Raw genomic sequence first — 21,725 nt, 5'->3', positions numbered from 1 at the left:
CCGACGCCTACACGAACGCGAGGCAGACCGGGGTCGGCACGCGCGACGCACCGAGCCGGTCGAGCGTGCGGGAGGCCGCGTCGAAGGCGAAGACCACGACCTCGTCGCTGTCCTGACAGGCGGCGAGCACCCGATCGCCACCGGGTGCGACGACCAGGTCGCGCGGGGTGCGGCCTCCCACCGGCACGGCCCGCACGAATTCGAGCGCGGAGCCGGAGGCATCGAACGCGAACACTCCGATGCTGTCGTCGCCGCGGTTGGTCACCAGCACCGTCCGCCCGTCGCCGGTCACGCGCACCGCCGCGGTCAGATTGCCGCCGTTCTCGGCAGCAGGGCCGCGCGTGCCGAGCGACGCCACCTGCTCGAAGCGGTCGCCGTCGCGCCGCAGCAGGGTGAGGGTGCTGTCGAGCTCGTTCACGAGGAATGCGTGCCGCCCATCGGGATGGAACGCCAGGTGACGGGGACCGGACGCACCGACCGTGACCGTCGCCTCGGGCCGCAGCGAGAGCCCGCCCGACTCCGACAGCGCATACCAGCGCACGTCGCCGAGCCCGAGGTCCACGACCACCAGGTCGCCGGTGACGGGATCGATCACGAGCTGGTGCACGTGCGGCGCATCCTGCCGGGCCGGGTCGGGGCCGCGCCCCTCGTGCTGGACGAATGCGGTCCGCTCGCCGATGGAGCCGTCGCCGGACAGCTCGAAGACCGAGACGGTACCGCCGACATAGGTGCCGGTCGCCAGCAGCCGGCCTGACGGGTGCACCGTCAGGTGCGCAGGCGAATCACCTCCGCTCGACACCCGACCGAGCGGCTGGAGTCGCCCGTCCGAGCCTCGCGCGAAGGCTGCGACGCCGCCGTCCGGGCCGGTCTCCTCCACCGCGTAGACCCGTGCGCCATCGCCCGCGACAGCGACCCACGACGGATTGGGTACGCGTGCCGCGACAGCGACGTCGACGACGGCATCCCCGTCGAACCGGGCGGAGAGCAGGCCGTCCGCGTGCCCGTCGACGTGCCCGAGTCGCTGCGTGTACGTGCCGATGACGAGGTCGTGAGCCATGCCATCATCCTGCCAGCAGGCCGGGCGGGCAGGCGTGGGGCACCGTACACTTGACCGGTGCGCCTCGTGATTGCCAACTGCTCCGTCGACTACGCCGGGCGACTGAGCGCTCACCTCCCCCTTGCCAAGCGACTCCTGATGCTGAAGGCCGACGGCAGCCTGCTGGTCCACTCCGACGGCGGCTCGTACAAGCCGCTCAACTGGATGAGCCCGCCCTGCACGATCACGATCGACGAGCCGGACGAGCTGCAGCGGGAGGCCGGCATCACGCAGGTGTGGCGGGTCACCCAGGCGAAGACCGCCGACCTCCTCATCGTGTCGATCCACGAGGTGCTGCACGACTCGGCTCACGATCTCGGCATCGATCCGGGGCTGCAGAAGGACGGGGTGGAGGCGCACCTGCAGAAGCTTCTGGCCGAGCAGATCCACCTCCTCGGCGACGGCCACGTGCTCGTGCGCCGCGAGTACATGACGGCGATCGGTCCGGTGGACATCCTGGCCAGGGACGGGCGCGGCGCGTCCGTCGCCGTCGAACTCAAGCGCCGTGGCGACATCGACGGGGTCGAGCAGCTGACCCGCTACCTCGAACTGATGAACCGCGACCCGCTGCTCGCTCCGGTGAGCGGCGTGTTCGCCGCACAGGAGATCAAACCCCAGGCCCGCACGCTGGCCGAAGACCGCGGGATCCGCTGCCTGGTCCTCGACTACGACGCCATGCGCGGCCTCGACGACAGCGAATCGAGGCTGTTCTGATGGCCGCCCCTGGTCGCTTCCCGCAGAGCTACGAGAACGCTCCGGTCCGCAAGGCTCTCGCCGACATCGCGAAGGAGCCGACGCTCGAGAACCTGGAGGCGCTGCTCGGTGCGGCGACGAAGGGCGGCCTCGTCGTCGACGTCACCGGTTCGACACCCGACGAAGTCCGGCTGCGCACCATCCGATCGACCGCGGGCGAGCCGGTCCTCCCGCTGTTCACGTCGATGAAGGCACTGCGCAACGCCGTCGGCGGGGCGGGAGGCAAGGGCACCAGAGTGCAGGCGGTGATCGTGCCGGCCGCAGAGGCTCTCGGCTACATCCGCAACGCGGACTTCGTCGCGGTGCAGTTCGACCCAGGGGCCGCCCACACGATGGTCGTCGCCCGCTCGCACGTCGAGTCCGCTCTCAGCGACCACTGACGCCGCTCGCGAATACGTCACATACCATAGGACCGCTATGACCAACCCGACCACCACCACTTCGTCGACGCCGACGGTCGCACGCACCTGGACGTGCGTGCTGTTCGACCTCGACGGCACCCTCACCGACTCGGCGCCCGGGATCACCGCCTCGCTCGCGCGGACCTTCGAGACCCTCGGCCTGCCCGTGCCGACCCCGGCCGAACTCGTCGAATACGTCGGCCCTCCGCTGCTCGATTCGCTGCAGTCGATGGCCGGCTTCGACGAACCGGGAGCGCGTGCCGCCCTCACCGTCTACCGAGCCGACTACGCGACCCACGGCGCCTTCGACAGCGCCGTCTTCCCCGGCATCCGCGGCCTCCTGCAGCGCCTCCAGGCGGCGGGCATCCCGCTCGCCGTCGCCACCAGCAAACCGGAGACCCAGGCCACGCGCATCCTGGAGCACTTCGGACTCGCCCAGTACTTCGACGTCATCGCAGGAGCGACCGACGACGAAAGCCGTAGCGCCAAGGCCGACGTGGTCGCCGAGGCGCTTCGTCGCCTGGCCGAGCGCGGCGTCGCCCTCGACCACACCGTCATGGTGGGCGACCGCCAGTACGACGTGGAGGGCGCGGGCGAGCACGGCCTGCCCACCATCCTCGTGGAGTGGGGCTACGGGTCCCCCGCGGAGGCGGCGGGCGCGATCGCGGTGGTCCACTCGGCGGACCAGCTCAGCGCACTGCTGCTGGGGTGACCCGCCCCCGGCTGAGGGCGTCGGAGGTCGCGCATTAGGCTTGAGTGTTGCATTACCGCACCGCGTACAGCACTAGGAAGAATCATGCGCACCAACAGTAAATTGCTCGTCCCCGCCGCCATCGTCGCGGCTCTCGCCATCGCCTCGCTGACCGGTTGCTCCGGTGACGGGAGCGGTTCGAGTTCGTCGCCGACGGCGACGGCCTCGCCGGAGGCGGCCTCCAAGTCGCTTCCGTCCGACTTCCCGAAGTCGGACGTCCCGCTCGTCGACGGCACGATCATCGTCGCCAACGGCGACCACAACGACGGCTGGTCCGTCACCGTGCAGCCGAAGGACAAGAGCGGCTTCGCCGACGCGAAGGCCGCTCTCGAGAAGGCCGGCTACACCGTCCAGCCCGGCGCGACCGACAGCAAGGCCGTGTACGCGAACGCGAAGTACACCGTCGCCGTGGGCACTCCCGGCGTGGCCGTGACGTACATCGTCACCGCCAACTGACCGCGCCATCCGGACCGCCGGGCACGCACTCCGCGTGCCCGGCGGTCTTTCGCGTTCGGGAGGCCCACATTCGTGACGAATCGCGCGTTTCGTGCCACGAATCGCGACATTCGTGACGAATACCGCGCCGAGCGCGGCGGTCAGGCGTCGATGATGCGGACGAGCTCGTCGATGAACGCAGTGAAGGTGTCGGCGCGGCGGATCAGGCCGAGCACGGCCTCCCGATCGGAGAAGACCTCCACGAACTGATCGAACACCGTCTGGAAGGCCGCGCGACCGCCCTCAGAGAATGCGATGAAGGCGATCACATTCACGCGGGCGTCGCCCCAGTCCATCGCCGTGTCGTTGACCACGATCGCGATGGCCGTGCGCTTGGCGTCCATCGTCATCGCGTGCGGCACCGCGAGGGTGTCGGTGAACGCCGTGGAGGACATCTGCTCCCGCTCCACCGCTTGCTCGACGTAGTCGCTCCCGATCGCGCCGGCCGCGATCATCCGGTCGCCGAGGGCACGGATCATGGTGATCGCATCGCGCGCGTAGAAGTTGCGCAGGAAGAGGCTCTCGTCGAAGTACTCGAGCAGCTCGTTCTTGATCCCGGCGCGACGGCGCTGCCTGCGGATGCGCGCAACCGACTGCCGGATGTGCTCCACGTCGGTCTCGGTCAGGAACGGCTGCACGATCACGGTGTTCTCGCGCCGCCCGCGCGGATCGATGGTCGTCAGCACCAGGTCCGCATCGATCCCCGACCAGTCGGCGTCGGTGGAGGTGATGATGCTCACGATGTCGAGCTCGTCGCCGAGGGTGCTCTCGAGCTTCTCACGCAGGAGGATGTGCATGTCGTAGTAGTTGGGGCACACCACTGCGGTGCGCACCGCGTCCCGCCGCCGCGACTGCTGCTCCAGATACGCGCCGACGTGCATGGCGATGTAGGCGATCTCGTCGTCGTTCACCGCGATGCCCTCGGCGGCCTGAAGCCGGCTCGCGATGTACACGGCGAGCTCGTACGTCATCGGGTACGAGCTCTTGATGGAGCGGGTGAGCGGGTTGCGCGAGTAGGTGTTCTCGTGCGCACGGGCCACCAGGTTCTGCACGTGCAGGGTGAGACGCACGATGAAATCCTCGTCGCGGAGGTCGACCAGGTACTCGGTGGAGGCACGGGCGACGATCCCCCGCACGCTCGCCAGGTCTTCCTCGCTGACGAACTCCGCGACGCTGTCCGCGCGAGCCCCGGGTGCGATGACGCGCGTGCGCAGCAGGATCGCGAGGTAGCGCAGTTCGGTCGCGTCGAGCTCGACGTCGAAGTGTGTGCGCACCAAGCGCCCCAGGTCGTCGGCGAGGCCGCGCAGCGCCTCCCCCGCGTCGGCGACGCCGGCTGCGGGGAGCACGCGGTCCTTGGCCACCCGGTCGAGCGCCACGGCCATGTGCAGCAGTACGTCGTTGATGCCGTACTCGTTGACGAAGAAGCCGCGGGCATCGAGCATCTCGACCAGGTCGGACTTGAACGCGGCGAGACCTTCCGATGCGAACGCCTCCTGGATGCGGGACACGTCCACGACGCCCTGCCGGGCCTCGTCGCGGAACAGCCGGCTGATGAGCTTGCGCCGGGCGATCTCCGGACCGGTGAGACGCGCGACGGCGCCGTGCCGTTCCAGCTCCAGCTCGGTGCCGGCGAGGAGGCTGCGCACGCGGGTCAGGTCGGCCTCGATCGTGGAGTCGCTGACGAACAGGCTCTCCGCCGTCTCGTACACGTCGATTCCGTCCGGCTCGTCGAGGAGCCGGCGCGCGAGGAAGGCCAGCCGTTCCTGCGGCGACCCGGCGGAGGGAGGCGTCGACGGCGCGTCCGCGAGATACGCCGCATAGGCGTCGCCCTTCACCCGGTAGCCGTTCGGGCCCGACTCGACGAGCTCCCCGAGCGCTGCCGCGTAGCTGCGGATGCTGCGGGAGGTGACGCCGAGGTCGTGGGCCAGCTCCGCCGCCGTCACCCAGGCAGCCCGACGCGACAGGATGTCGAGCATCCTCGTCTGCTTCGCCGAGAGCGCCATCCGCGCGACCACCTTTCCGAACCGAGTCAATCACTCGACACCGGTTGCCGCAGGCGCCCGCGACAGATTTCCTCCCCTCAGGAAGTTCGGCTGGACCGCCGCTCCGACCACGCGACGGGCGAGAACAGCCACCGGAACAGCGTTCGCCAGACCGGAGCCGCCACGCGTTCGACGAGCAGGTTGATCGCCGTCGACACGACGAGGACCACGATCAGGGCCGCGGCGATCCCCGGCCAGGGCATCGCGGGATCCACCCACCGGTTGAGCAGCGCATACCCGAAGACGGCGTGGCTGAGGTACAGCGGGTAGGTCAAGGCCCCGAAGAACCGGCTCCCCGGCACCGGCAGCGCGGCGACCGGCGGCCGCGTCAGCACGAGCACGAGCGCGAAGAGCAGCACCACCAGGACCCCGAGGACGATGGGGTCGGTCGCCGCGTCACCCGACTCCTCCGCCTGCCGGGTGGTGGCGACGACACCGCCGATCACGCTCGCCAGCAGACCGGCCGCGCGCAACGCCGTCCACCCCGTGCGGGAGACCATCGCGATGATCGCGCCGCCCGCGAACAGCGTGAACAGGTCGCCCCCGAGCGGCAGGCGGGCGACAGCCGGCAGGAAGAGCGTCGTACCGAGCATCGCGATCGACCAGAGCGGGAAGAAGGTCTCCAGCCAGTGCCGCTTGCGCAGCAGGAGGAAGAGGAAGACCAGCGCGTAGAACTGCAGTTCCAGGGTGAGCGTCCAGTACACGCCGTCGAGCTGCGGCTGGCGGAAGAGGGCGGGCACCATCGTGAGGTTGGCCAGGAACTTCGGCAGCAGGTCGAGCGGCTGCGCCTGCGCGGTCAGCAGCAGAGTCGCCGAGGTGAGCGCGACTCCGGCCCAGTAGGCGGGGTACAGCCGCGTCGCGCGCCCGGCCGCGAACGCGGAGGCTTCGCGGCCGGAGGCGGACAGGAAGATGACGAAGCCGCTGATGAGGAAGAACAGCTGGACGCCCAGGAAGCCGTAGGCGGCCAGCCAGGAGACCGGCGTCGTGGAGAACGAGTGGATCGCGTCGTGCTCGATGCCCCAGAACAGCCAGTGGTACGCGACCACGGAGAGCGCCGCTGCGAGCCGGAGGATGTCGAGGAGCGCCAGCCGGGAGCGCCCGCGCGCATCACGGGTGCGTGTGCGCGAGAGGGTCGGCGCGGCGTGGTCGATGGGCATCGGCATGCGTAGGCTCCTGGAAACGGCTGTCATTTCAGAGTAAAAATATCAGCTTATGTGTACTGGACCGCAGTGTTCCGCGATGCGCTCACTGGGCGACGTCGATGCCGTCGATATCGGGTGCCCACTCCCACCAGTCGGCCTCCGCCGAGATCGAGATGGCGTTCCGCCCGGGGGCGAGTTCCAGCCGGATGGTGCGCACGCTCCAGGAGTCCCAGCCGCCGGTGGCCGGGAAGGACACGACCTGTTCGGCACCGCCGTTCACCCGCACGACGGCCGTGCGGGGCTGAGCCGAGGCGTACCGGATACCCACCGTCGTGAGTCCGGCCGTGTGCGCCGTGACACCGGTGAAGGTGAGGGAGCCACCCTGCCCGATGTTCGCGACCGACTCACCCGCGCACCCCGCGCCGGCGCACGCCCGGCGCTCGGCTGGACCGGTGCGGACCGCGGAAGAGCTTTCCGCCTCGTAGCTCCGGATCAGGACCACCCGGTCGATGTCGGGACCGTACCCGTTCGCGCCCGAGAGGGCGATGGAGTGCTTCCCCGGGCCGAGCTCCAGGGGCACGTCGACGTACCGCGGGACGTTCCAGCCGCTCGGCTCGCCGTTTCCGCGCCCGGACTCGGCCACCGTCCGCGACGGGACGGGCACGCCGTCGACGGAGACGGCGAGCGGTCGCTGCTCGCCCGAGAGATAGGCGATGCGGGCGGTGTACGCCCCCTCGGCCTCGACATCGCGGAATACGATCCCGCCCGATCCCACGTAGCCGGCCTTGGCGCCGCCCGAGCACGAAGCGCAGGTCGCGACCCGCGCAGCACCGGTCATCGTCGCCGACTCGGCCTCGAGCACCCGGTCGGCACCGGAGCCGCCGAGGCGCGCCCGCTCAGCCGGGTCCGGGCTCAGGACGACCGTCGCGCCTCCGTGCAGCGCCAGCGACAGCGACAGCGCGTCGGCCGCCGTGACGGTGGACTGCTCGACGATGGGCTGGCCGCCGGGCGCGCCATCGCGGTAGACGGTCGCGGTGTACCCGCCGGCGGAGAGGAAGCCCAGCGGCACCGCGAGCTCTTTCGCCGAGTCGGAGATCGCCCCGAGGTACCACGTCTGACCCGAGCGACGGGCGAAGACCGCGTGGCTGTCGGGCGCGGCGTCGATCAGGCGGGACTCGTCCCACACCGTCGGAAGCGACCGCAGCACGTCCAGGCCGCTCCAGCCCTCGTATGCAGCCGGCGAATCGGCCAACGTGGTGAGAGCCGAGGTGAAAGCGACGGTGAGCGCGAGCTGATGGGCCTGGGTCGTCAGCGCAGCCCCGAGCGAGAGTGCGACCGGTGTGGCGTCGGCTCCGCCGACGAGGCCGCGGACCAGCGCGAGGTCGACGTTGTCCCGGGCCGACGCCGGATTGCCGTTCTTGTAGCCTTCCGCCCCGGCGACGCCTTCGCTCGTGAGGACGTGAGGGTAGGTCCGCTGCTCGCCGCCCGGTTTCGTCGAGCCGTGGAAGTCGACCATGAGCTTCGCGCGGCCCGCGCCGATGCTGAGCCGGTCGTAGAACTGCATGATGTCGGCGCGGTCGGAGTCGAAGAAGTCGATCTTGAGCCCGACGACGCCACGCGCGGCGATGGACGTCATCGCGGAGTCGATCTCCGTCTGGTCGAACAGCGTCCCGTCCGTGCGGCGGAACTCGTTGCGGTGCATCCAGGCGAAGATCCCGACTCCGCGGGAGGCGCCGTAAGCGGCGAGCTCCCCCAGCTCGTCCCAGGAGCTGTAGCCGGAGTCCGCCGTCACGTAGGGGATCCCGAGGCGCTCGGCCGCCTCCACGTATTCGCGGTGCAGCGGGACGTAGCCGTCACCCGTCGTGGAGTACGCCCACCACGGCCACAGCGAGACGCCCGGCTTGATCCAGCTCGCCGCCGCTCCCGTGAGCTGGCCGGACGGTGCGTCGTTGAGGTCGGTGAGCAGGCTCGACCCGGCGAGCGCCTCGAGCTCGGCGGCGATGCCGACGACGCGCCACGGGGTGACGAGGGACCCGTCGAACGGCACGCGCACCCGCGCGGGCGCCGTGTCGAACACCGCGGAGTCCGGCCCGGGCAGGGCTGTTCGGAGGACGCCGCCGGAACCGGGACCGGCGTCCAGCCGAACCGCCGGATAGCTCCCGCCGGCCCGCACGTCGGCCTCCGTCAGTTGCAGCCAGGGCCCGGACGGAGTGGAGACCAGGGCGGGCATCGCCAGCCGATGGCCGGCCAGTCCTGCCGCGTCGATGCGCTGCGGCTTGCCCTCGTAGTTCCGCTCGTACTCGCTCGCCCACAGGGTCGATCCGTCGTGGAGATCGAACGCGGTGGCCTCGGAGACGACCGCCGAACGGCCGGGAACCGACACTTCGTAGCGGAACGCGACGCCGTCGGAGGTCGCCCGGAGGTGGATGGTCAATCCGGCCGCGCCCCCACGGTAGACCGCCACGAGTTCGTCCGTGGTCGACGAGACGGCGCCGTTCACCGCTGCGCCCGGCACATACGCCTGGTCGAACCGGCGCTGCTGTGCGCTCTCGAACGTCAGGCCGGTCGTGAGATCCATCGCCTCGGTCACGAGTCCGAGGCGCACATCGTCGAGCACCGGGCGTCCGTCGAAGGCGATCGCGAGACCGACGCCCCCGTCGGGTCGTGTCGTCAGCGCGGCCGAGATGCGACCGTCGGCGGAGGCGACGGACCGGACCTCGGCGAGCGCCTGGTCGCCGGACCAGCGGGCCGCTGTGCCGGTGGCGACGAGCGCGAGCGTTGCGGCGACGGCCGCAGCGATGCGACTCACCCTGGACAGCGTCGTACGGCGGGACTGTGACGTCATGGCTCACATGTTAGGGCATAAATGCTTGATGTTTAAATGTCATGACGAGCATCGCCTTACGCACTTCCGCACCCCCGGAAGAAAGGCTGCTGGCCTCACCCGGGCGGCGGGACGAGCATGGTCACGATCCACCGGACCATCCGTCCCGTTCCATCCGCCGTACCCGTTTCACCGAATGGCATCACCGAAAGGCAAGAGGTCGATGAAGATCATCGTTGTCTGCGGCGCGGGCGCCTCCAGCACCTTCGTCGCCGTGAAGCTCCGCTCCGCCGCCGCCGCGCGCGGCCTGCAGGTGGACGTCGCCGCGGGGAGTGCGAGTCAGCTCGGCTCGCTCGCCGGCGTCGATGTCGTGCTCGTCGGCTCGCACCTGGAGGCCGCCGTTCCCGCACTGCGCGAACGGGCGGTCGCGACCGGCACCGCCGTCGCCGTCCTGCCGCCCCTCTCGCCCGCCGCACTCGACGGCTCGAGCGCGCTGGATCTGGCCCTGAGCGCGAAGGCGGGGGCACGATGAGAACGAATGGCACCGCGGAATCGCGGCGTACTGTGCCACCGGAGAACGAAGGAGACCGAAACCATGGCTGAGCGGATCATCACTGTCGGATCGACCCACGGGCTGCATGCCCGTCCGGCAAAGCTCTTCGTCGAAGCCGTCGGCGCCTCCGGCGCGAAGGTGTCGCTCTCGAAGGAGGGCGGCCGCACCGTCGACGCGGGCAGCATCCTCGGCGTGATCTCGCTCGGCATCGATCACGGCGACAAGATCGTGCTCACGACCGACGCACCGAACGCCGAGGCCGTCCTCGACGACCTGGCCGAGATCCTGACCACCGACCACGACGCCTGATCATGACCGAGACCAGCACAGTCCTCACCGGCGCCGGAATCGGCCAGGGCATCGCCCTCGGCCCGGTCCTGCGGATGTCCGACCCCCTGCCCGAGCCGGCGACGACGCCCAGCACGCGCACACCCGACGAGGAGAAGGCGCGCGTCACCGCCGCCGTGCAGACCGTCGCCGCCGACCTGCGCGCACGCGCCGGCACGGTCTCCGGCACCGCCGCCGACGTGCTCGAAGCCCAGTCGATGATGGCGGAGGACTCCTCCCTCGCCGAGGATGTGGCCTCCCGGATCGACGCCGGCGCCACCGCCGAGCGCGCCGTCTTCGAAGGCTTCGGCGTGTTCCGCGACATGCTCATCGGCCTCGGCGGCTACATGGGCGAGCGGGCCACCGACCTCGACGACGTGGCCCAGCGGGTGATCGCCGCGCTGGAGGGGCGGCCCGCGCCGGGCGTCCCCGAGTCGGACCGGCCGTACATCCTGGTGGCGACCGACCTCGCACCCGCAGACACCGCACTCCTCGACCTGACGAAGGTGCTCGGCCTGGTCACCCGCGAGGGCGGCCCGACCTCCCACACCGCGATCCTCGCCCGCGAGAAGGCGATCGTCGCCATCGTGGGCGTGACCGGGGCCGACGCGCTCACGGAGGGCACCGAGGTGATCCTCGACGCCGGCGCCGGAACGGTGACCGTCGCACCGAGCGCCGAACAGAGCGACACCGCCCGCAGCCGCATCGCCGACCGGGAGGCGGCCCTCGCCGGCGGCCTCGAGCCCGGCGCGCTCGCCGACGGCACCCCCGTCCCCCTGCTGGCGAACCTCGGCTCGGCCGACGCGGCTGCCAAGGCGATCGAGGCCGGAGCAGAGGGTGTCGGCCTGTTGCGCACCGAGTTCCTCTTCCTCGACGCCCGCATGGCCCCCACCGTCGAGCAGCAGCGCGAGCAGTACGTGAAACTGCTGGAGGCGTTCCCCGGCAAGAAGGTCGTGGTGCGCGTGCTCGACGCCGGCGCCGACAAGCCGCTGGAGTTCCTGAACGACGCCCACGAGGACAACCCGGCGCTCGGCCTGCGCGGCATCCGCTCGCTGCGCGCCAACGAGGACATCCTGCGCGAGCAGCTCACAGCCCTCGCAGAGGCGGACGCCGCCACGGAGGCCGACCTCTGGGTGATGGCGCCGATGGTCGCCACCGTGGAGGAGACACGGTACTTCGTCCGCCTCGCCACCGAGTTCGGGCTGAAGACCGTCGGCGTGATGGTGGAGGTGCCGTCGGCCGCCCTGCTCGCCGATCGCGTCCTGCGCGAGGCCGCCTTCGCCTCCATCGGCACCAACGACCTCACCCAGTACACGCTCGCGGCCGACCGCCTCCTCGGCTCGGTCGCCGGCTTCCAGGACCCGTGGCATCCGGCCGTCCTCCGCCTCATCGGCGAGGTCGGCTCCGCCGGAGCCGCGCACGGGAAGCCCGTGGGAATCTGCGGCGAGGCCGCCGCAGACCCGCTCCTCGCGGTCGTCCTCGTCGGCCTCGGCGCGACGACCCTCTCGATGTCGCCGGCGGCGCTCGCCGACGTGCGGCTCTCCCTCACCCGTTACACCCTCGACCAGGCACGGACCCTGGCCGAGGCCGCCCTGGCCGCCGATGGCGCGGCCGAAGCCCGGGAGGCCGTCCGAACCACGGCCGCCGGATTCCCCACTCCCGCCGCTCCCTAGCGCGGGCCGACACAGAAACGAGGCACCATCATGACATCGGCGACAGCGACGACGCCGAAGCAGCCCAGCAGCGCTCGCGTCCACGTGCAGCGCTTCGGGACCTTCCTCTCGAACATGGTCATGCCGAACATCCCGGCGTTCATCGCCTGGGGGTTCATCACGGCCCTGTTCATCGCGACCGGGTGGCTGCAGACCACCGGATGGGCGATCAACGGCATCCTCGGAGGCTTCGGCGACCAGGCCAAGATCGGCTGGACCGGCGCCGCCACCGTGCTGGCACAGGACCCGAGCGGCCACACGTTCCAGCAGTACGTCGGCCTCGTCGGCCCGATGATCACCTACCTGCTCCCGCTCCTCATCGCGAACACCGGCGGCCGCATGGTCTACGGCGTGCGCGGCGGCGTGGTCGGCAGCATCGCGACCATGGGTGTCATCGTCGGGTCGAACATCCCGATGTTCATCGGCGCCATGATCATGGGCCCGCTGAGCGCCTGGATCATGAAGAAGGTCGACGGCCTCTGGGAGGGCAGGATCAAGGCCGGCTTCGAGATGCTGGTGAACAACTTCTCGGCCGGCATCGTCGGCATGCTGCTCTCGATCGGCGCGTTCTTCGGCATCGCCCCGATCGTCGAGTGGCTGAGCGGCGTGCTGAGCAATGCCGTCAACTGGCTGATCTCGCTGCACCTGCTGCCGTTCGCGAGCATCCTGATCGAACCGGGCAAGGTGCTGTTCCTCAACAACGCGATCAACCACGGCGTGCTGACCCCGCTCGGCATCGAGCAGGCGCAGCAGCAGGGCAAGTCGATCCTGTTCCTGCTGGAGGCCAACCCCGGCCCCGGCTTCGGCATCCTGATCGCGTACTCGATCTTCGGCATGGGCATCGCCAAGGCCAGCGCCCCGGGCGCCGCACTGATCCAGTTCGTCGGCGGCATCCACGAGATCTACTTCCCCTACGTGCTCATGAAGCCGATGATCGTCATCGCGGCCATCCTGGGCGGCATGACCGGTATCGCGATCAACGTGACCTTCAACTCCGGCCTGCGGGCCCCGGCGTCCCCCGGCTCGATCATCGCCGTGCTGCTGCAGGCACCGCTCACCAGCATCCCGGGTGTCGTGATCTCGGTGGTCGGCGCCGCGACGGTGTCGTTCGTCGTCGCGTCGATCATCCTCCGGGCGAGCCGCCGCCGCGACATCGCCGCGGGCAAGCTGGGCGACCTGACCGCCGCCGTCGCGCAGACCGAGGCCAACAAGGGCAAGGAGTCCTCGATCCTCGAGGGCCTCGTGCGCGAGGGCGAGCACGACCCCGGCGACGCTCAGGGCGACGGCACCGATCGGCTGGTGCGCAACATCGTGTTCGCGTGCGACGCTGGGATGGGCTCGAGCGCGATGGGCGCGTCCGTGCTGCGGAACAAGATCAAGAAGGCCGGCGTGGAGGGGGTCACGGTGACCAATCAGGCCATCAGCAACCTCGACGGCACGGCCGACCTGGTGATCACCCAGCGGGAGCTCACCGATCGCGCCAAGGGACAGTCGCCGAACTCGCTCCACGTGTCGGTCGACAATTTCATGAACAGCCCGAAGTACGACGAGGTCGTCGACCTGGTCGCCACGCAGCAGCAGAACGCAACGGAGGACGCCACCACATGACCGACACGATTCTCGACCGGGCGAACGTCGTGGCCGCGGGTACCGCGACCACACGGGAGGACGCGATCCGGGAGGCGGGTGAGCTGCTCGTGAGGGCGGGCGCCGTTCAGCCGGCCTACGTCGACTCGATGGCGCAGCGGGAGGCGACCGTCTCCACCTTCATGGGGAACGGCCTCGCCATCCCGCATGGCACCAACGAGTCCAAGGACGAGATCGTGCGATCGGCGCTCTCCTTCATCCGCTACTCCTCGCCGCTCGACTGGGGCGGCGAGGAGGTGCGGTTCGTCGTGGGCATCGCCGGGCGGAACAACGAGCATCTCGACATCCTGAGCAAGATCGCGATCCTCTTCTCGGAGGACGACGACGTGCAGAAGCTCATCGACGCCCCGGACGCGGACGCCCTGTTCGCGCTCCTCGGCGACGTCAACGAGTGAGGCGGAGGTTCGAATGAAGGCGGTCCATTTCGGTGCGGGCAACATCGGGCGCGGCTTCGTGGGGCTCCTGCTGCACGAGGCCGGCTACGAAGTGGTGTTCGCCGATGTGAACGCGGAGTTGATTGACGCTCTCGCGTCGGCCGACTCGTACGACGTGCACCTGGTGGGCGACGAGTCGCAGACGAAGACCGTCACCGGGTTCCGCGCGATCAACAGCGCGACCGACGAGGAGGCCCTGGTCGCCGAGATCGCGTCGGCCGATGTGGTGACGACGGCGGTCGGACCGCGCATCCTGCGTTTCGTCGCGCCGGTGATCGCCCGTGGTCTGGCGGCCCGGCCGACGGACGCGCCGCGCCTGGCGGTCATGGCGTGCGAGAACGCGATCGGCGCGACCGATCTGCTCGCCGCCGAGCTGATGGACGGCCTCCCCGACGACGACGCCCGCGACGAGCTCGCCTCCCGCGCCGTGTTCGCCAACACCGCCGTCGACCGGATCGTGCCCGCTCAGGCGCCCGACGCCGGCATCGACGTGACCGTCGAGACGTTCTACGAGTGGGTCGTGGACCGCAGCCCGTTCAACGGCCACGAGCCGGCCATCCCCGGCGCCCACTTCGTCGACTCGCTCGGACCGTACATCGAGCGCAAGCTGTTCACGGTCAACACCGGGCACGCGACGGTGGCGTACACGGGCTTCGTGGCGGGGGCGACCACGATCAGCCAGGCGATCGGGATCCCGGCCGTGGCCGAAGCGGCCGAAGCCGCGCTCGCGGAGACCTCGGCCGCACTGAGCGCCAAGCACGGGCTCGACCCCGAGGAGCTGGCGGCGTACCGGGCGAAGATCCTGAGCCGATTCCGCAATCCGTACCTGGTCGACGAAGTGACGCGCGTCGGCCGTGAGCCGCTGCGCAAGCTCGGCCGTAACGACCGGTTCATCGGGCCGGCCGCCGACTACGTGCAGTACGTCGGCGGCATCCCGGAAGCCCTGCTGGCCGCGGTGGGCGCCGCGTTGCGGTTCGACGTTCCGGAGGACTCGCAGAGCTTCGAGCTGCAACAGCTCCTCCAGCGCGCAGACGCCGAGGACATCGTGGACGAGGTGATGGGCGTCCAGCGCGGCGACGCGTTGTTCGAGCCGCTCGTGGAGGTCGTGCGCGCAGCGCAGGAGTGAGACCGGTCCGGCGCAGCGGGGACGTCAGCGCGGGACGATCGTGGCCGTCGGATCGAGACACCAGTCGAGAACCGACGGCCACTCTCCGTATCCGCTAGAGACCGTGAGGTGCCCGCCGCCCGGGATCGTCGTGATCGGCAGGCCGAGCGGCGCGGCGAAGACCGATTCCGCTCCCTCGGGGCAGCACGGGTCGTCGTCGGAGGCGACGATGTGCGTCTGCGCTGTCGGCCGGCTGATCGGCAGGTCGGCGAACGCCGCGACGTCGGGGTTGTCGCGCAGGAAGCCGGGAGACGGCGGCGCGACCAGGAGCACGCGGTCGACCACGGACCCCGCGCCCGCGTCGTCCGGCCGCGCGCCCAGCCAGAGCGCGGCTCCCAGGCTGTGCGCGATGACCGTCACCTGCGCGCCGTCGTCCGCTGCTTCGGCGAGCGCCGCGGAGGCCGCCGTCCGCCACGCCTCCACCTGCGGGTGCGCGGCGTCGGGCAATTGCGGGTAGACCACGTGCTCGCCGGCGCGGCGCAGGCTCGCGGCGAGCTCGTGCTGCCAGTGGCCGGGCGGGCGGAAGTTGTCCCAGCCGTGCAGGATCAGGAAGGCACGCATGCTGCCGAGCGTAGCGCCCGGCCGGGCGCGGTCTCCGCGCGCACGCCCTCCTCGATGACCGGGACCCCGGCGACGAGCACCCAGGGGATCCCGGCGGCCTGCTGTCGCGGCTCGTCGAAGGTCGCCCGGTCGGCGACGGTCGCCGGATCGAAGACCACGAGGTCCGCGACCGCGCCCGGTGCGATGCGCCCGCGGTCGGCGAGGCCGAGCCGCCGCGCGGGACGCGCGGACAGGTGGACGACGGCGTCCTCCAGGGTGAGCACGCCGTGCTCGCGGACGTAGCGCCCGAGGTAGCGCGGAAAGGTCCCCCACGCGCGCGGGTGCGGCTTGGCGCCGACGAGGATGCCGTCGCTTCCGCCGGTGTGGCGCGGGTGCCGCATCATCGTGCGGACGTTGTCCTCGTCGCCGACGTGCTGCAGGATGCCGGTGCCGAGCCGGTCGGCGATCAGGAGGTCCAACGCCGCCTCGGCGGGAGGGCGGCCCTCTGCCGCCGCGAGCTGAGCGATCGTCCGCCCGACGCGGTCGGCGAGCGCGGGATCGCGGACGCCGGAGACTTCCACCGCGTGCCAGTCGACCGGGACGCCGTGCGCCCCGTCGGAGCCCACGATGTCCAGGTCGCGGATGATCCGCTCCCGCTGCGCGGGATCGTCCAGCCGCGCCAGCGTCTCCGCCGGTCCGCCGGCAGCCGCCCAGCCGGGCAGCAGGGCGACGAGGGTGGTCGATCCGGCCAGGTACGGATACGTGTCGAGCGTGATGTCCACCCCGTGTGCGAGGGCGTCGTCGATGAGCGCCGTCAGCTCACCGGCGCGCCCCCGGTTGACCTCGAAGTTCATGGTCGCGTGGGTGAGGTGCAGGGCGCATCCCGCCCGGTGGGCGATGGCGATCATCTCGGCGTAGCCGTCGAGAGCCCCGGCTCCGTAGGAACGCTGATGCGGTGCGAAGTACCCGCCGTTCGCCGCGACGATCTCGCAGAGCGCCACCAGTTCGGCCGTGTCGGCGAACATCCCGGGGGCATAGCTGAGCCCGGCCGAGAGCCCGAACGCGCCGTCGCGCATCCCTCGCTCCACCTGGGACCGCATCGCGGCCAGCTCGGAAGGCGTCGCGCGGCGGTCGTGCGTGCCGACGACGTTGAGCCGGATCGTTCCGTGCGGCACGAGGGCCGCGACGTTGGCGGCGCTGCCATGCCGATCGACCTCTGCGAGGTAGCCGGCGACGTCGGGCCAGCCGGCCCCGGCGTGCGGGCCGTTCCACCCGGCGAGCTGCTCCCGGAGGACGTCGAGTGCGGCTTCGGTCGCCGGCGCGTACGCGAGGCCGTCCTGGCCGACGACCTGGGTGGTGACGCCCTGGGAGACGGCGGCGAGGTTCTGCGGGTCGTCGAGCACAGCGAGGTCGGAGTGGGCGTGCATGTCGACGAAGCCGGGTGCCACCGCGAGCCCGTCGGCGTCGATCATCCGCGCGGCGGAGGCGTCGCTGCGGTCGCCCGCCTCGCGGATCCGGCCGTCGGCGACGAGCACGTCACCCGTGCGACCCGGCCGGCCGCTCCCGTCGAGGATCGTCGCACCCCGGATCAGGAGCGTTCCGGCGGCCGCGCCTGCCGTCATGCCGTCGCGACTCCGCTGAAGGCCCGCGCCCGTTCAGTGACCGCCTCCCACGCGCCCGATTCGATGTCGGCCGCGCTGACCACGCTCGACCCGGCGGTGACAGCGAGCGCGCCGGCCGCCATCCAGGCACCGGCGTTGTCGGCGTGGAGGCCGCCGGACGGCACGAACGGGACGGTCGGGAACGGCCCGCGCAGGTCCTTCAGGTGGGCTGGTCCGACCGTGGACGCCGGGAAGATCTTGACCGCGGCCGACCCGAGCTCGACGGCCCGCATGACCTCCGACGGGGTGAGCGCTCCGAGCATGATCGGCACGCCCGCCTCGCGGGCCGCCGCGGCCGCTCCCTCGCTGACCCCCGGAGTGACCAGGAAGCGCGCGCCCGCGGCGATGGCGGCCTCGGCCGTGCGTGCGTCGGTCACGGTCCCCGCACCGACCACGGCGCCACCCGGATCGGCGGCCGCCGCCGCGATCACGGCCTCCACGTCCGGAGTGGTGAAGGTGAACTCGACGACGCGGATGCCGCCCGCGGCGAGCGCACGGCACAGCGCGCCCGGATCGTCGATGCGGGGCGCGCGCACCACGGCGAGTGCCCGGTCGGCGGTGAGGGTCTCGATCAGCATCGTTCTCCTGTGGGGCGAGGGCGGGTCATCCGAAGGTCGTCTCCAGCAGACCGATCACCCGTGGATCGGCGGACAGAGCGTCGTCGACGACGGCGAGCGCACGCCATTTGTCGAAGGTCGTGCACGGGTGCGAGAGCCCGAAGCGGATGACGTCTCCGACCTCGATGACGGCGTCCTCCGGTACGCGCACGAATGCGTGCTGGTCGTTGAGCGCGGTGGTGACGGCTCCCTCCAGCGGCCGGGCGGCCGTCGCGCCGAGCGGCCGGATGGCCTGCGGGATCGGCAGGCCCTCGTCGTACGGGAGGTCGCGCTTGCCGGCATCCACCAGCACGAGCCCCGGCTCCGGCCGGGAGACCACCGTCGCCCAGCCGTGGATGGCCGCGCAGAACGTGGGGCCCGAACTCGTGGGGCCCGAATTCGTGCGGCCCGCATTCGTGCGGCTCAGTGGCGTGATCGACCGGTAGAAGCCGTCGTCGTGCGTGATGTAGGCGCCCGAGCGCAGGAGCACCTCGACGGGTCGGCCGCCGGCCCCTGCGAGGTCACGGCGCGGCGCGAGCACCTCGGCGACCTGATCGAAGTAGGCGCTGCCCCCGGCCGTGAGGACGACCGGTGCGCCGGGCGGGTAGAGACCCGCGGCCTCGATCGCGTCGTGCAGTCGCACCAGCTCGTGCAGATAGGCCTGGACGCGGGTCAGCGATGTCGGCGATGCGTCGTGCGCGAGCGCTCCTTCATACCCGGCGACCCCGGCGAGCCGGAGCCGCGGCGAGTCGGCGACGGCGGTCGCGACGGCCAGCGCGGCCTCCAGACCTCGCGCGCCCGTGCGGCCTCCGTCGCCGCCGAGCTCCACGAGCACGTCGAGCGGTCCGGGCGCCTCCGCCTCGGCCAGCGCGCCGGTCATGATCTCGACTGCGCGCGTGGAGTCCGCCCAGACGGTCAGACGATCGGCATCGCGCGCGAGCGAGCGCACGGCACCGGGCTGCACGAGCGCGTTGGCGAGCAGTACGCGTGGGATGCCCCAGCCGAGCGCGACGGACGCCTGCCAGGGCGTGGCGACGGTGATGCCCCAGGCGCCCGCCGCGAGCTGCCGCCGCCAGAGCTCGAGGTTCATCGTGGTCTTGCCGTGCGGGGCGATCCCCATACCGGCGTGCCGGCACCACTCCGCCATCGTGGCGAGATTGTGCGCGACCGCCGTCTCGCTGAGCGTCACGATCGGCGTCGGGAACGCGCTCAGGGACGGACGGCTCCGCGACAGCTCGGCGATGTCGGCGGCCGTGAAGTCGAGCGGTGCGGCCTTGTACTGCTCCATTCGTCCCTTCCCAGTCATTGCACAGAGCGCAACGGACGTTGCACAATCGCTGCTCCCTTGTCTAGCATGATCCCCGACGATCGCGGAAGGGGAGACGGATGACGGCCGCCGCACGCCTGGTGACCATCGGCGAAGCCATGGTCGTCCTGTATCCCGAGCACCACCTCCCCCTGTCGGAGGCGCGGGCGTTCGGGTCCGACGTGGGCGGCGCCGAGTTCAACGTGGCGACCTCCCTCGCCCGGATCGGCGTGCCGACCGCCTGGGTGTCCCGCCTGGGGGCCGACGGCTTCGGCGACCGCGTCATCGCCAGCGCCGGTGAGGCCGGCGTCGACACCTCGGCTGTCGAGCGCGACGCGACCAGACCGACGGGTCTCTACGTGAAGGAGCCCGTGGCCGGGCCCACCGGTGTCCGGACGAGGATGCATTACTACCGCAGCCGGTCCGCGGCGTCGGTGCTCGGCGTGGCGCACCTGCGCTCCGCGGCCACGGCCGCCCTGCTGGGCGACGCCGCGATCGTCCACACCTCGGGCATCACGCCGGCACTCTCCGCCTCCACCGCGGAGCTCACGGGCGCACTGCGCTCGCTCGTCGGACCGCAGACCGTCGTCAGCGTCGACCTCAACCTGCGGCCGGCGCTGTGGACCGGCCGCGACCGCTCGGCACTCAGCGCGCTCGTCGCCCAGGCCGACCTCCTGTTCGCCGGGCACGAGGAGGCCGAGGCGCACTTCGGTCACACCGACCCGACGCGACTGTTCGCCGAGCTGCCGCACCTGGAGACCGTGGTGCTGAAAGACGAGGAGCAACGCGCGGCGGCATACCGGCGCGACGGCCGCGAGGCGCACGTCCCGTGCCTCACTGTGGAGGTCGTCGAACCCGTCGGCGCGGGAGACGCCTTCGCCGCCGGCTTCCTCGCGGGCCGTGCGGAGGGGCGCGACGACACCGCCGCACTGCGCCTCGGGCATGCCCTGGCCTCGCTCACCCTGATCGGCCACGGAGACCGTCCGCTCACCGTCCCGAGCGGCCCCGAACGCGACACGATCGCCCGCGTCGAAGCCGACACCTGGGAGCGCTGGCGCGTGCACCCGGGCGAGATCCCGTGGCGCGGGGCGACGTCGTGAGCCAGTCGGTCGCCCGGGCGCTCGACCTGCTCGGGCTCGTCGCCCGCGGCGTGCGCACGCTGGACGCGCTGTCCGAGGAGCTCGGCGTGCACAAGTCGACCGTGCTCCGCTTGCTGCAGACGCTGGAGGCCCACGGCTTCGCCGGCCACGACGCAGCGCACCGCTACCACGTCGGCCCGGCGGTCTTCGCTCTCGCCTCGGACGCCCTCGACGCGCTCGATGTGCGCGCCGCAGCCGCGCCGATCCTGCGCGAACTCGCCGCCGCGACCGGTCAGACGGTCCATCTGGCGACGTACCAGGACGGCGTCGTCACGTACATCGACAAGGTCGACTCCCGCCAGGGGCTTCGCATGTACTCGCGGATCGGCCTGCCGGCGCCCGTCCACGCGACGGCCGTGGGAAAGGTGCTGCTGGGCGGCGTGGACCCGGCCGAGCGCGAACGTGTCGTCGCCGGACTCGACCTGCTGCCCTTCACGTCGCGCACGCACGCCACGCCGGAGGCGCTGCTCGCCGACGTCGCCATCAGCGCCGAGCGCGGCTGGGCCGAGGACCACGAGGAGCACGAGACGTTCATGAACTGCGTCGGCGCCCCCGTCCACGGACCCGACGGCCGGATCGCGGCGGCGGTCTCGATCTCGGTGCCCAACGTGGTCCTGCCGCACGACGGCGTCCTCGCCCTGCTCCCCACGCTCCTCGACGCGACGGCCCGGATCTCGGCTGAGCTGGGCGCGCGCACCCGGGAATCCACCGCAGCTGCACGATCGAAGGGAACCCCATGACCGACCGCATCGCCGTCACCACGACCGAGGCGCCCGCCCCCGCGCACACCTTCTCGCAGGGCGTGCGCCGCGGGCCGTTCCTGCAGGTCTCCGGTCAGGGCCCGGTCGACCCCGGGACGAACGAGTACCTCCACCCGGGCGACGTGAAGGCCCAGACGGTCCGCACCCTCCGCAACGTGGAGGCCGTGCTGGCCGCGGGCGGAGCCGGCTTCGACGACGTGATGATGCTGCGGGTCTACCTGACCACCCGCGACGACTTCGCCGCGATGAACGAGGCGTACGGCGAGTTCCTGTCGACGCGGGTGCCTTCCGGCGTGCTCCCGGCGCGCACCACGGTCTTCACGGGGCTGCCGCGCGCGGAGATGCTCGTGGAGATCGACGCCTTCGCCGTACTGGGATGA

Annotated in this window: 21 protein-coding genes; 13 read left to right on the top strand and 8 right to left on the bottom strand. The window is 71.3% G+C overall.

The window, feature by feature from the left end:
* Nucleotides 1-7: 7 nt before the first annotated feature.
* Nucleotides 8-1,057, bottom strand: a complete 1,050-nt coding sequence (locus Q0Q23_RS04970) for a lactonase family protein (protein WP_295120224.1) — start codon at nucleotides 1,055-1,057, stop codon at nucleotides 8-10.
* A gap of 57 nt (nucleotides 1,058-1,114) precedes the next feature.
* Here Q0Q23_RS04970 and nucS point away from each other — a divergent pair, with 57 nt between their 5' ends.
* From nucS to Q0Q23_RS04950, 4 genes are all read left to right on the top strand, one after another.
* On the top strand, nucleotides 1,115-1,810 hold the full coding sequence (nucS, locus tag Q0Q23_RS04965) for an endonuclease NucS (protein WP_295120221.1): 696 nt from the start codon (nucleotides 1,115-1,117) through the stop codon (nucleotides 1,808-1,810).
* Complete coding sequence (locus Q0Q23_RS04960) at nucleotides 1,810-2,229, top strand: SseB family protein (RefSeq protein ID WP_295120219.1); 420 nt, start codon at nucleotides 1,810-1,812, stop codon at nucleotides 2,227-2,229. The genes nucS and Q0Q23_RS04960 overlap by 1 nt, the downstream gene beginning before the upstream one ends.
* A 37-nt stretch (nucleotides 2,230-2,266) precedes the next feature.
* Nucleotides 2,267-2,962 carry an HAD hydrolase-like protein gene (locus Q0Q23_RS04955; protein ID WP_295120216.1) on the top strand — a complete coding sequence of 232 codons (696 nt, stop codon included), beginning with the start codon at nucleotides 2,267-2,269 and terminating at the stop codon, nucleotides 2,960-2,962.
* Nucleotides 2,963-3,046: 84 nt separating this feature from the next.
* A complete protein-coding gene (locus Q0Q23_RS04950; RefSeq protein WP_295120213.1) occupies nucleotides 3,047-3,457 on the top strand; it encodes a hypothetical protein in 411 nt (136 codons plus the stop codon).
* A 140-nt stretch (nucleotides 3,458-3,597) separates the two neighbouring features.
* Here Q0Q23_RS04950 and Q0Q23_RS04945 read toward each other — a convergent pair whose 3' ends face one another.
* The 3 genes from Q0Q23_RS04945 to Q0Q23_RS04935 all read right to left on the bottom strand — a co-directional run bounded on the left by Q0Q23_RS04945 (nucleotide 3,598) and on the right by Q0Q23_RS04935 (nucleotide 9,525).
* Nucleotides 3,598-5,499 carry a transcription antiterminator gene (locus tag Q0Q23_RS04945; protein WP_295120210.1) on the bottom strand — a complete coding sequence of 634 codons (1,902 nt, stop codon included), beginning with the start codon at nucleotides 5,497-5,499 and terminating at the stop codon, nucleotides 3,598-3,600.
* Between the two features lie 77 nt (nucleotides 5,500-5,576).
* Complete coding sequence (locus tag Q0Q23_RS04940) at nucleotides 5,577-6,701, bottom strand: acyltransferase (RefSeq protein ID WP_295120208.1); 1,125 nt, start codon at nucleotides 6,699-6,701, stop codon at nucleotides 5,577-5,579.
* Between the two features lie 82 nt (nucleotides 6,702-6,783).
* Nucleotides 6,784-9,525, bottom strand: a complete 2,742-nt coding sequence (locus Q0Q23_RS04935) for a glycoside hydrolase family 97 catalytic domain-containing protein (RefSeq protein ID WP_295120206.1) — start codon at nucleotides 9,523-9,525, stop codon at nucleotides 6,784-6,786.
* A 202-nt stretch (nucleotides 9,526-9,727) separates the two neighbouring features.
* Between Q0Q23_RS04935 and Q0Q23_RS04930 the strand changes: the two genes are divergently transcribed.
* The 6 genes from Q0Q23_RS04930 to Q0Q23_RS04905 all read left to right on the top strand — a co-directional run bounded on the left by Q0Q23_RS04930 (nucleotide 9,728) and on the right by Q0Q23_RS04905 (nucleotide 15,303).
* Complete coding sequence (locus Q0Q23_RS04930) at nucleotides 9,728-10,036, top strand: PTS sugar transporter subunit IIB (RefSeq protein WP_295120203.1); 309 nt, start codon at nucleotides 9,728-9,730, stop codon at nucleotides 10,034-10,036.
* Between the two features lie 63 nt (nucleotides 10,037-10,099).
* Nucleotides 10,100-10,366, top strand: coding sequence for an HPr family phosphocarrier protein (locus Q0Q23_RS04925; protein ID WP_055921832.1), 267 nt, complete (start codon nucleotides 10,100-10,102; stop codon nucleotides 10,364-10,366).
* A gap of 2 nt (nucleotides 10,367-10,368) precedes the next feature.
* Nucleotides 10,369-12,057 carry a phosphoenolpyruvate--protein phosphotransferase gene (gene ptsP, locus Q0Q23_RS04920; RefSeq protein ID WP_295120198.1) on the top strand — a complete coding sequence of 563 codons (1,689 nt, stop codon included), beginning with the start codon at nucleotides 10,369-10,371 and terminating at the stop codon, nucleotides 12,055-12,057.
* Between the two features lie 30 nt (nucleotides 12,058-12,087).
* Nucleotides 12,088-13,704: a PTS mannitol transporter subunit IICB gene (locus tag Q0Q23_RS04915; RefSeq protein ID WP_295120195.1), complete on the top strand. Its 1,617-nt coding sequence runs from the start codon at nucleotides 12,088-12,090 to the stop codon at nucleotides 13,702-13,704.
* Nucleotides 13,701-14,138 (top strand): PTS sugar transporter subunit IIA, encoded by a 438-nt coding sequence (locus tag Q0Q23_RS04910; RefSeq protein ID WP_295120192.1) that lies wholly within the window; start codon nucleotides 13,701-13,703, stop codon nucleotides 14,136-14,138. The genes Q0Q23_RS04915 and Q0Q23_RS04910 overlap by 4 nt, the downstream gene beginning before the upstream one ends.
* 13 nt (nucleotides 14,139-14,151) lie before the next feature.
* Nucleotides 14,152-15,303: a mannitol-1-phosphate 5-dehydrogenase gene (locus Q0Q23_RS04905; RefSeq protein WP_295120189.1), complete on the top strand. Its 1,152-nt coding sequence runs from the start codon at nucleotides 14,152-14,154 to the stop codon at nucleotides 15,301-15,303.
* Between the two features lie 24 nt (nucleotides 15,304-15,327).
* On the opposite strand, the gene Q0Q23_RS04900 is transcribed toward Q0Q23_RS04905, so the two are convergent.
* From Q0Q23_RS04900 to Q0Q23_RS04885, 4 genes are read right to left on the bottom strand one after another with little or no spacing between them, the layout of a single operon-like run.
* Complete coding sequence (locus tag Q0Q23_RS04900) at nucleotides 15,328-15,903, bottom strand: alpha/beta hydrolase (RefSeq protein WP_295120186.1); 576 nt, start codon at nucleotides 15,901-15,903, stop codon at nucleotides 15,328-15,330.
* A complete protein-coding gene (locus Q0Q23_RS04895) occupies nucleotides 15,888-17,504 on the bottom strand; it encodes an amidohydrolase family protein (protein ID WP_295120183.1) in 1,617 nt (538 codons plus the stop codon). The genes Q0Q23_RS04900 and Q0Q23_RS04895 overlap by 16 nt, the downstream gene beginning before the upstream one ends.
* Nucleotides 17,501-18,121: a bifunctional 4-hydroxy-2-oxoglutarate aldolase/2-dehydro-3-deoxy-phosphogluconate aldolase gene (locus Q0Q23_RS04890; RefSeq protein WP_295120180.1), complete on the bottom strand. Its 621-nt coding sequence runs from the start codon at nucleotides 18,119-18,121 to the stop codon at nucleotides 17,501-17,503. Before Q0Q23_RS04890 ends, Q0Q23_RS04895 begins: the two co-directional genes overlap by 4 nt.
* Nucleotides 18,122-18,146: 25 nt before the next feature.
* Nucleotides 18,147-19,427: an alanine racemase gene (locus Q0Q23_RS04885; protein ID WP_295120178.1), complete on the bottom strand. Its 1,281-nt coding sequence runs from the start codon at nucleotides 19,425-19,427 to the stop codon at nucleotides 18,147-18,149.
* A 98-nt stretch (nucleotides 19,428-19,525) separates the two neighbouring features.
* Between Q0Q23_RS04885 and Q0Q23_RS04880 the strand changes: the two genes are divergently transcribed.
* The 3 genes from Q0Q23_RS04880 to Q0Q23_RS04870 are packed head-to-tail and all read left to right on the top strand — an operon-like array spanning nucleotide 19,526 to nucleotide 21,725.
* Nucleotides 19,526-20,545, top strand: a complete 1,020-nt coding sequence (locus Q0Q23_RS04880) for a sugar kinase (protein WP_295120175.1) — start codon at nucleotides 19,526-19,528, stop codon at nucleotides 20,543-20,545.
* Nucleotides 20,542-21,324 (top strand): IclR family transcriptional regulator, encoded by a 783-nt coding sequence (locus Q0Q23_RS04875; protein WP_295120172.1) that lies wholly within the window; start codon nucleotides 20,542-20,544, stop codon nucleotides 21,322-21,324. The genes Q0Q23_RS04880 and Q0Q23_RS04875 overlap by 4 nt, the downstream gene beginning before the upstream one ends.
* Nucleotides 21,321-21,725, top strand: a complete 405-nt coding sequence (locus tag Q0Q23_RS04870) for a RidA family protein (RefSeq protein WP_295120169.1) — start codon at nucleotides 21,321-21,323, stop codon at nucleotides 21,723-21,725. The genes Q0Q23_RS04875 and Q0Q23_RS04870 overlap by 4 nt, the downstream gene beginning before the upstream one ends.

The sequence above is a fragment of the uncultured Leifsonia sp. genome (genome assembly GCF_945957465.1).
Taxonomy (GTDB): Bacteria; Actinomycetota; Actinomycetes; order Actinomycetales; family Microbacteriaceae; genus Leifsonia.
Note: the sequence above shows the minus strand (reverse complement) of the source record. Positions and strands in the feature narration are given on the sequence as shown.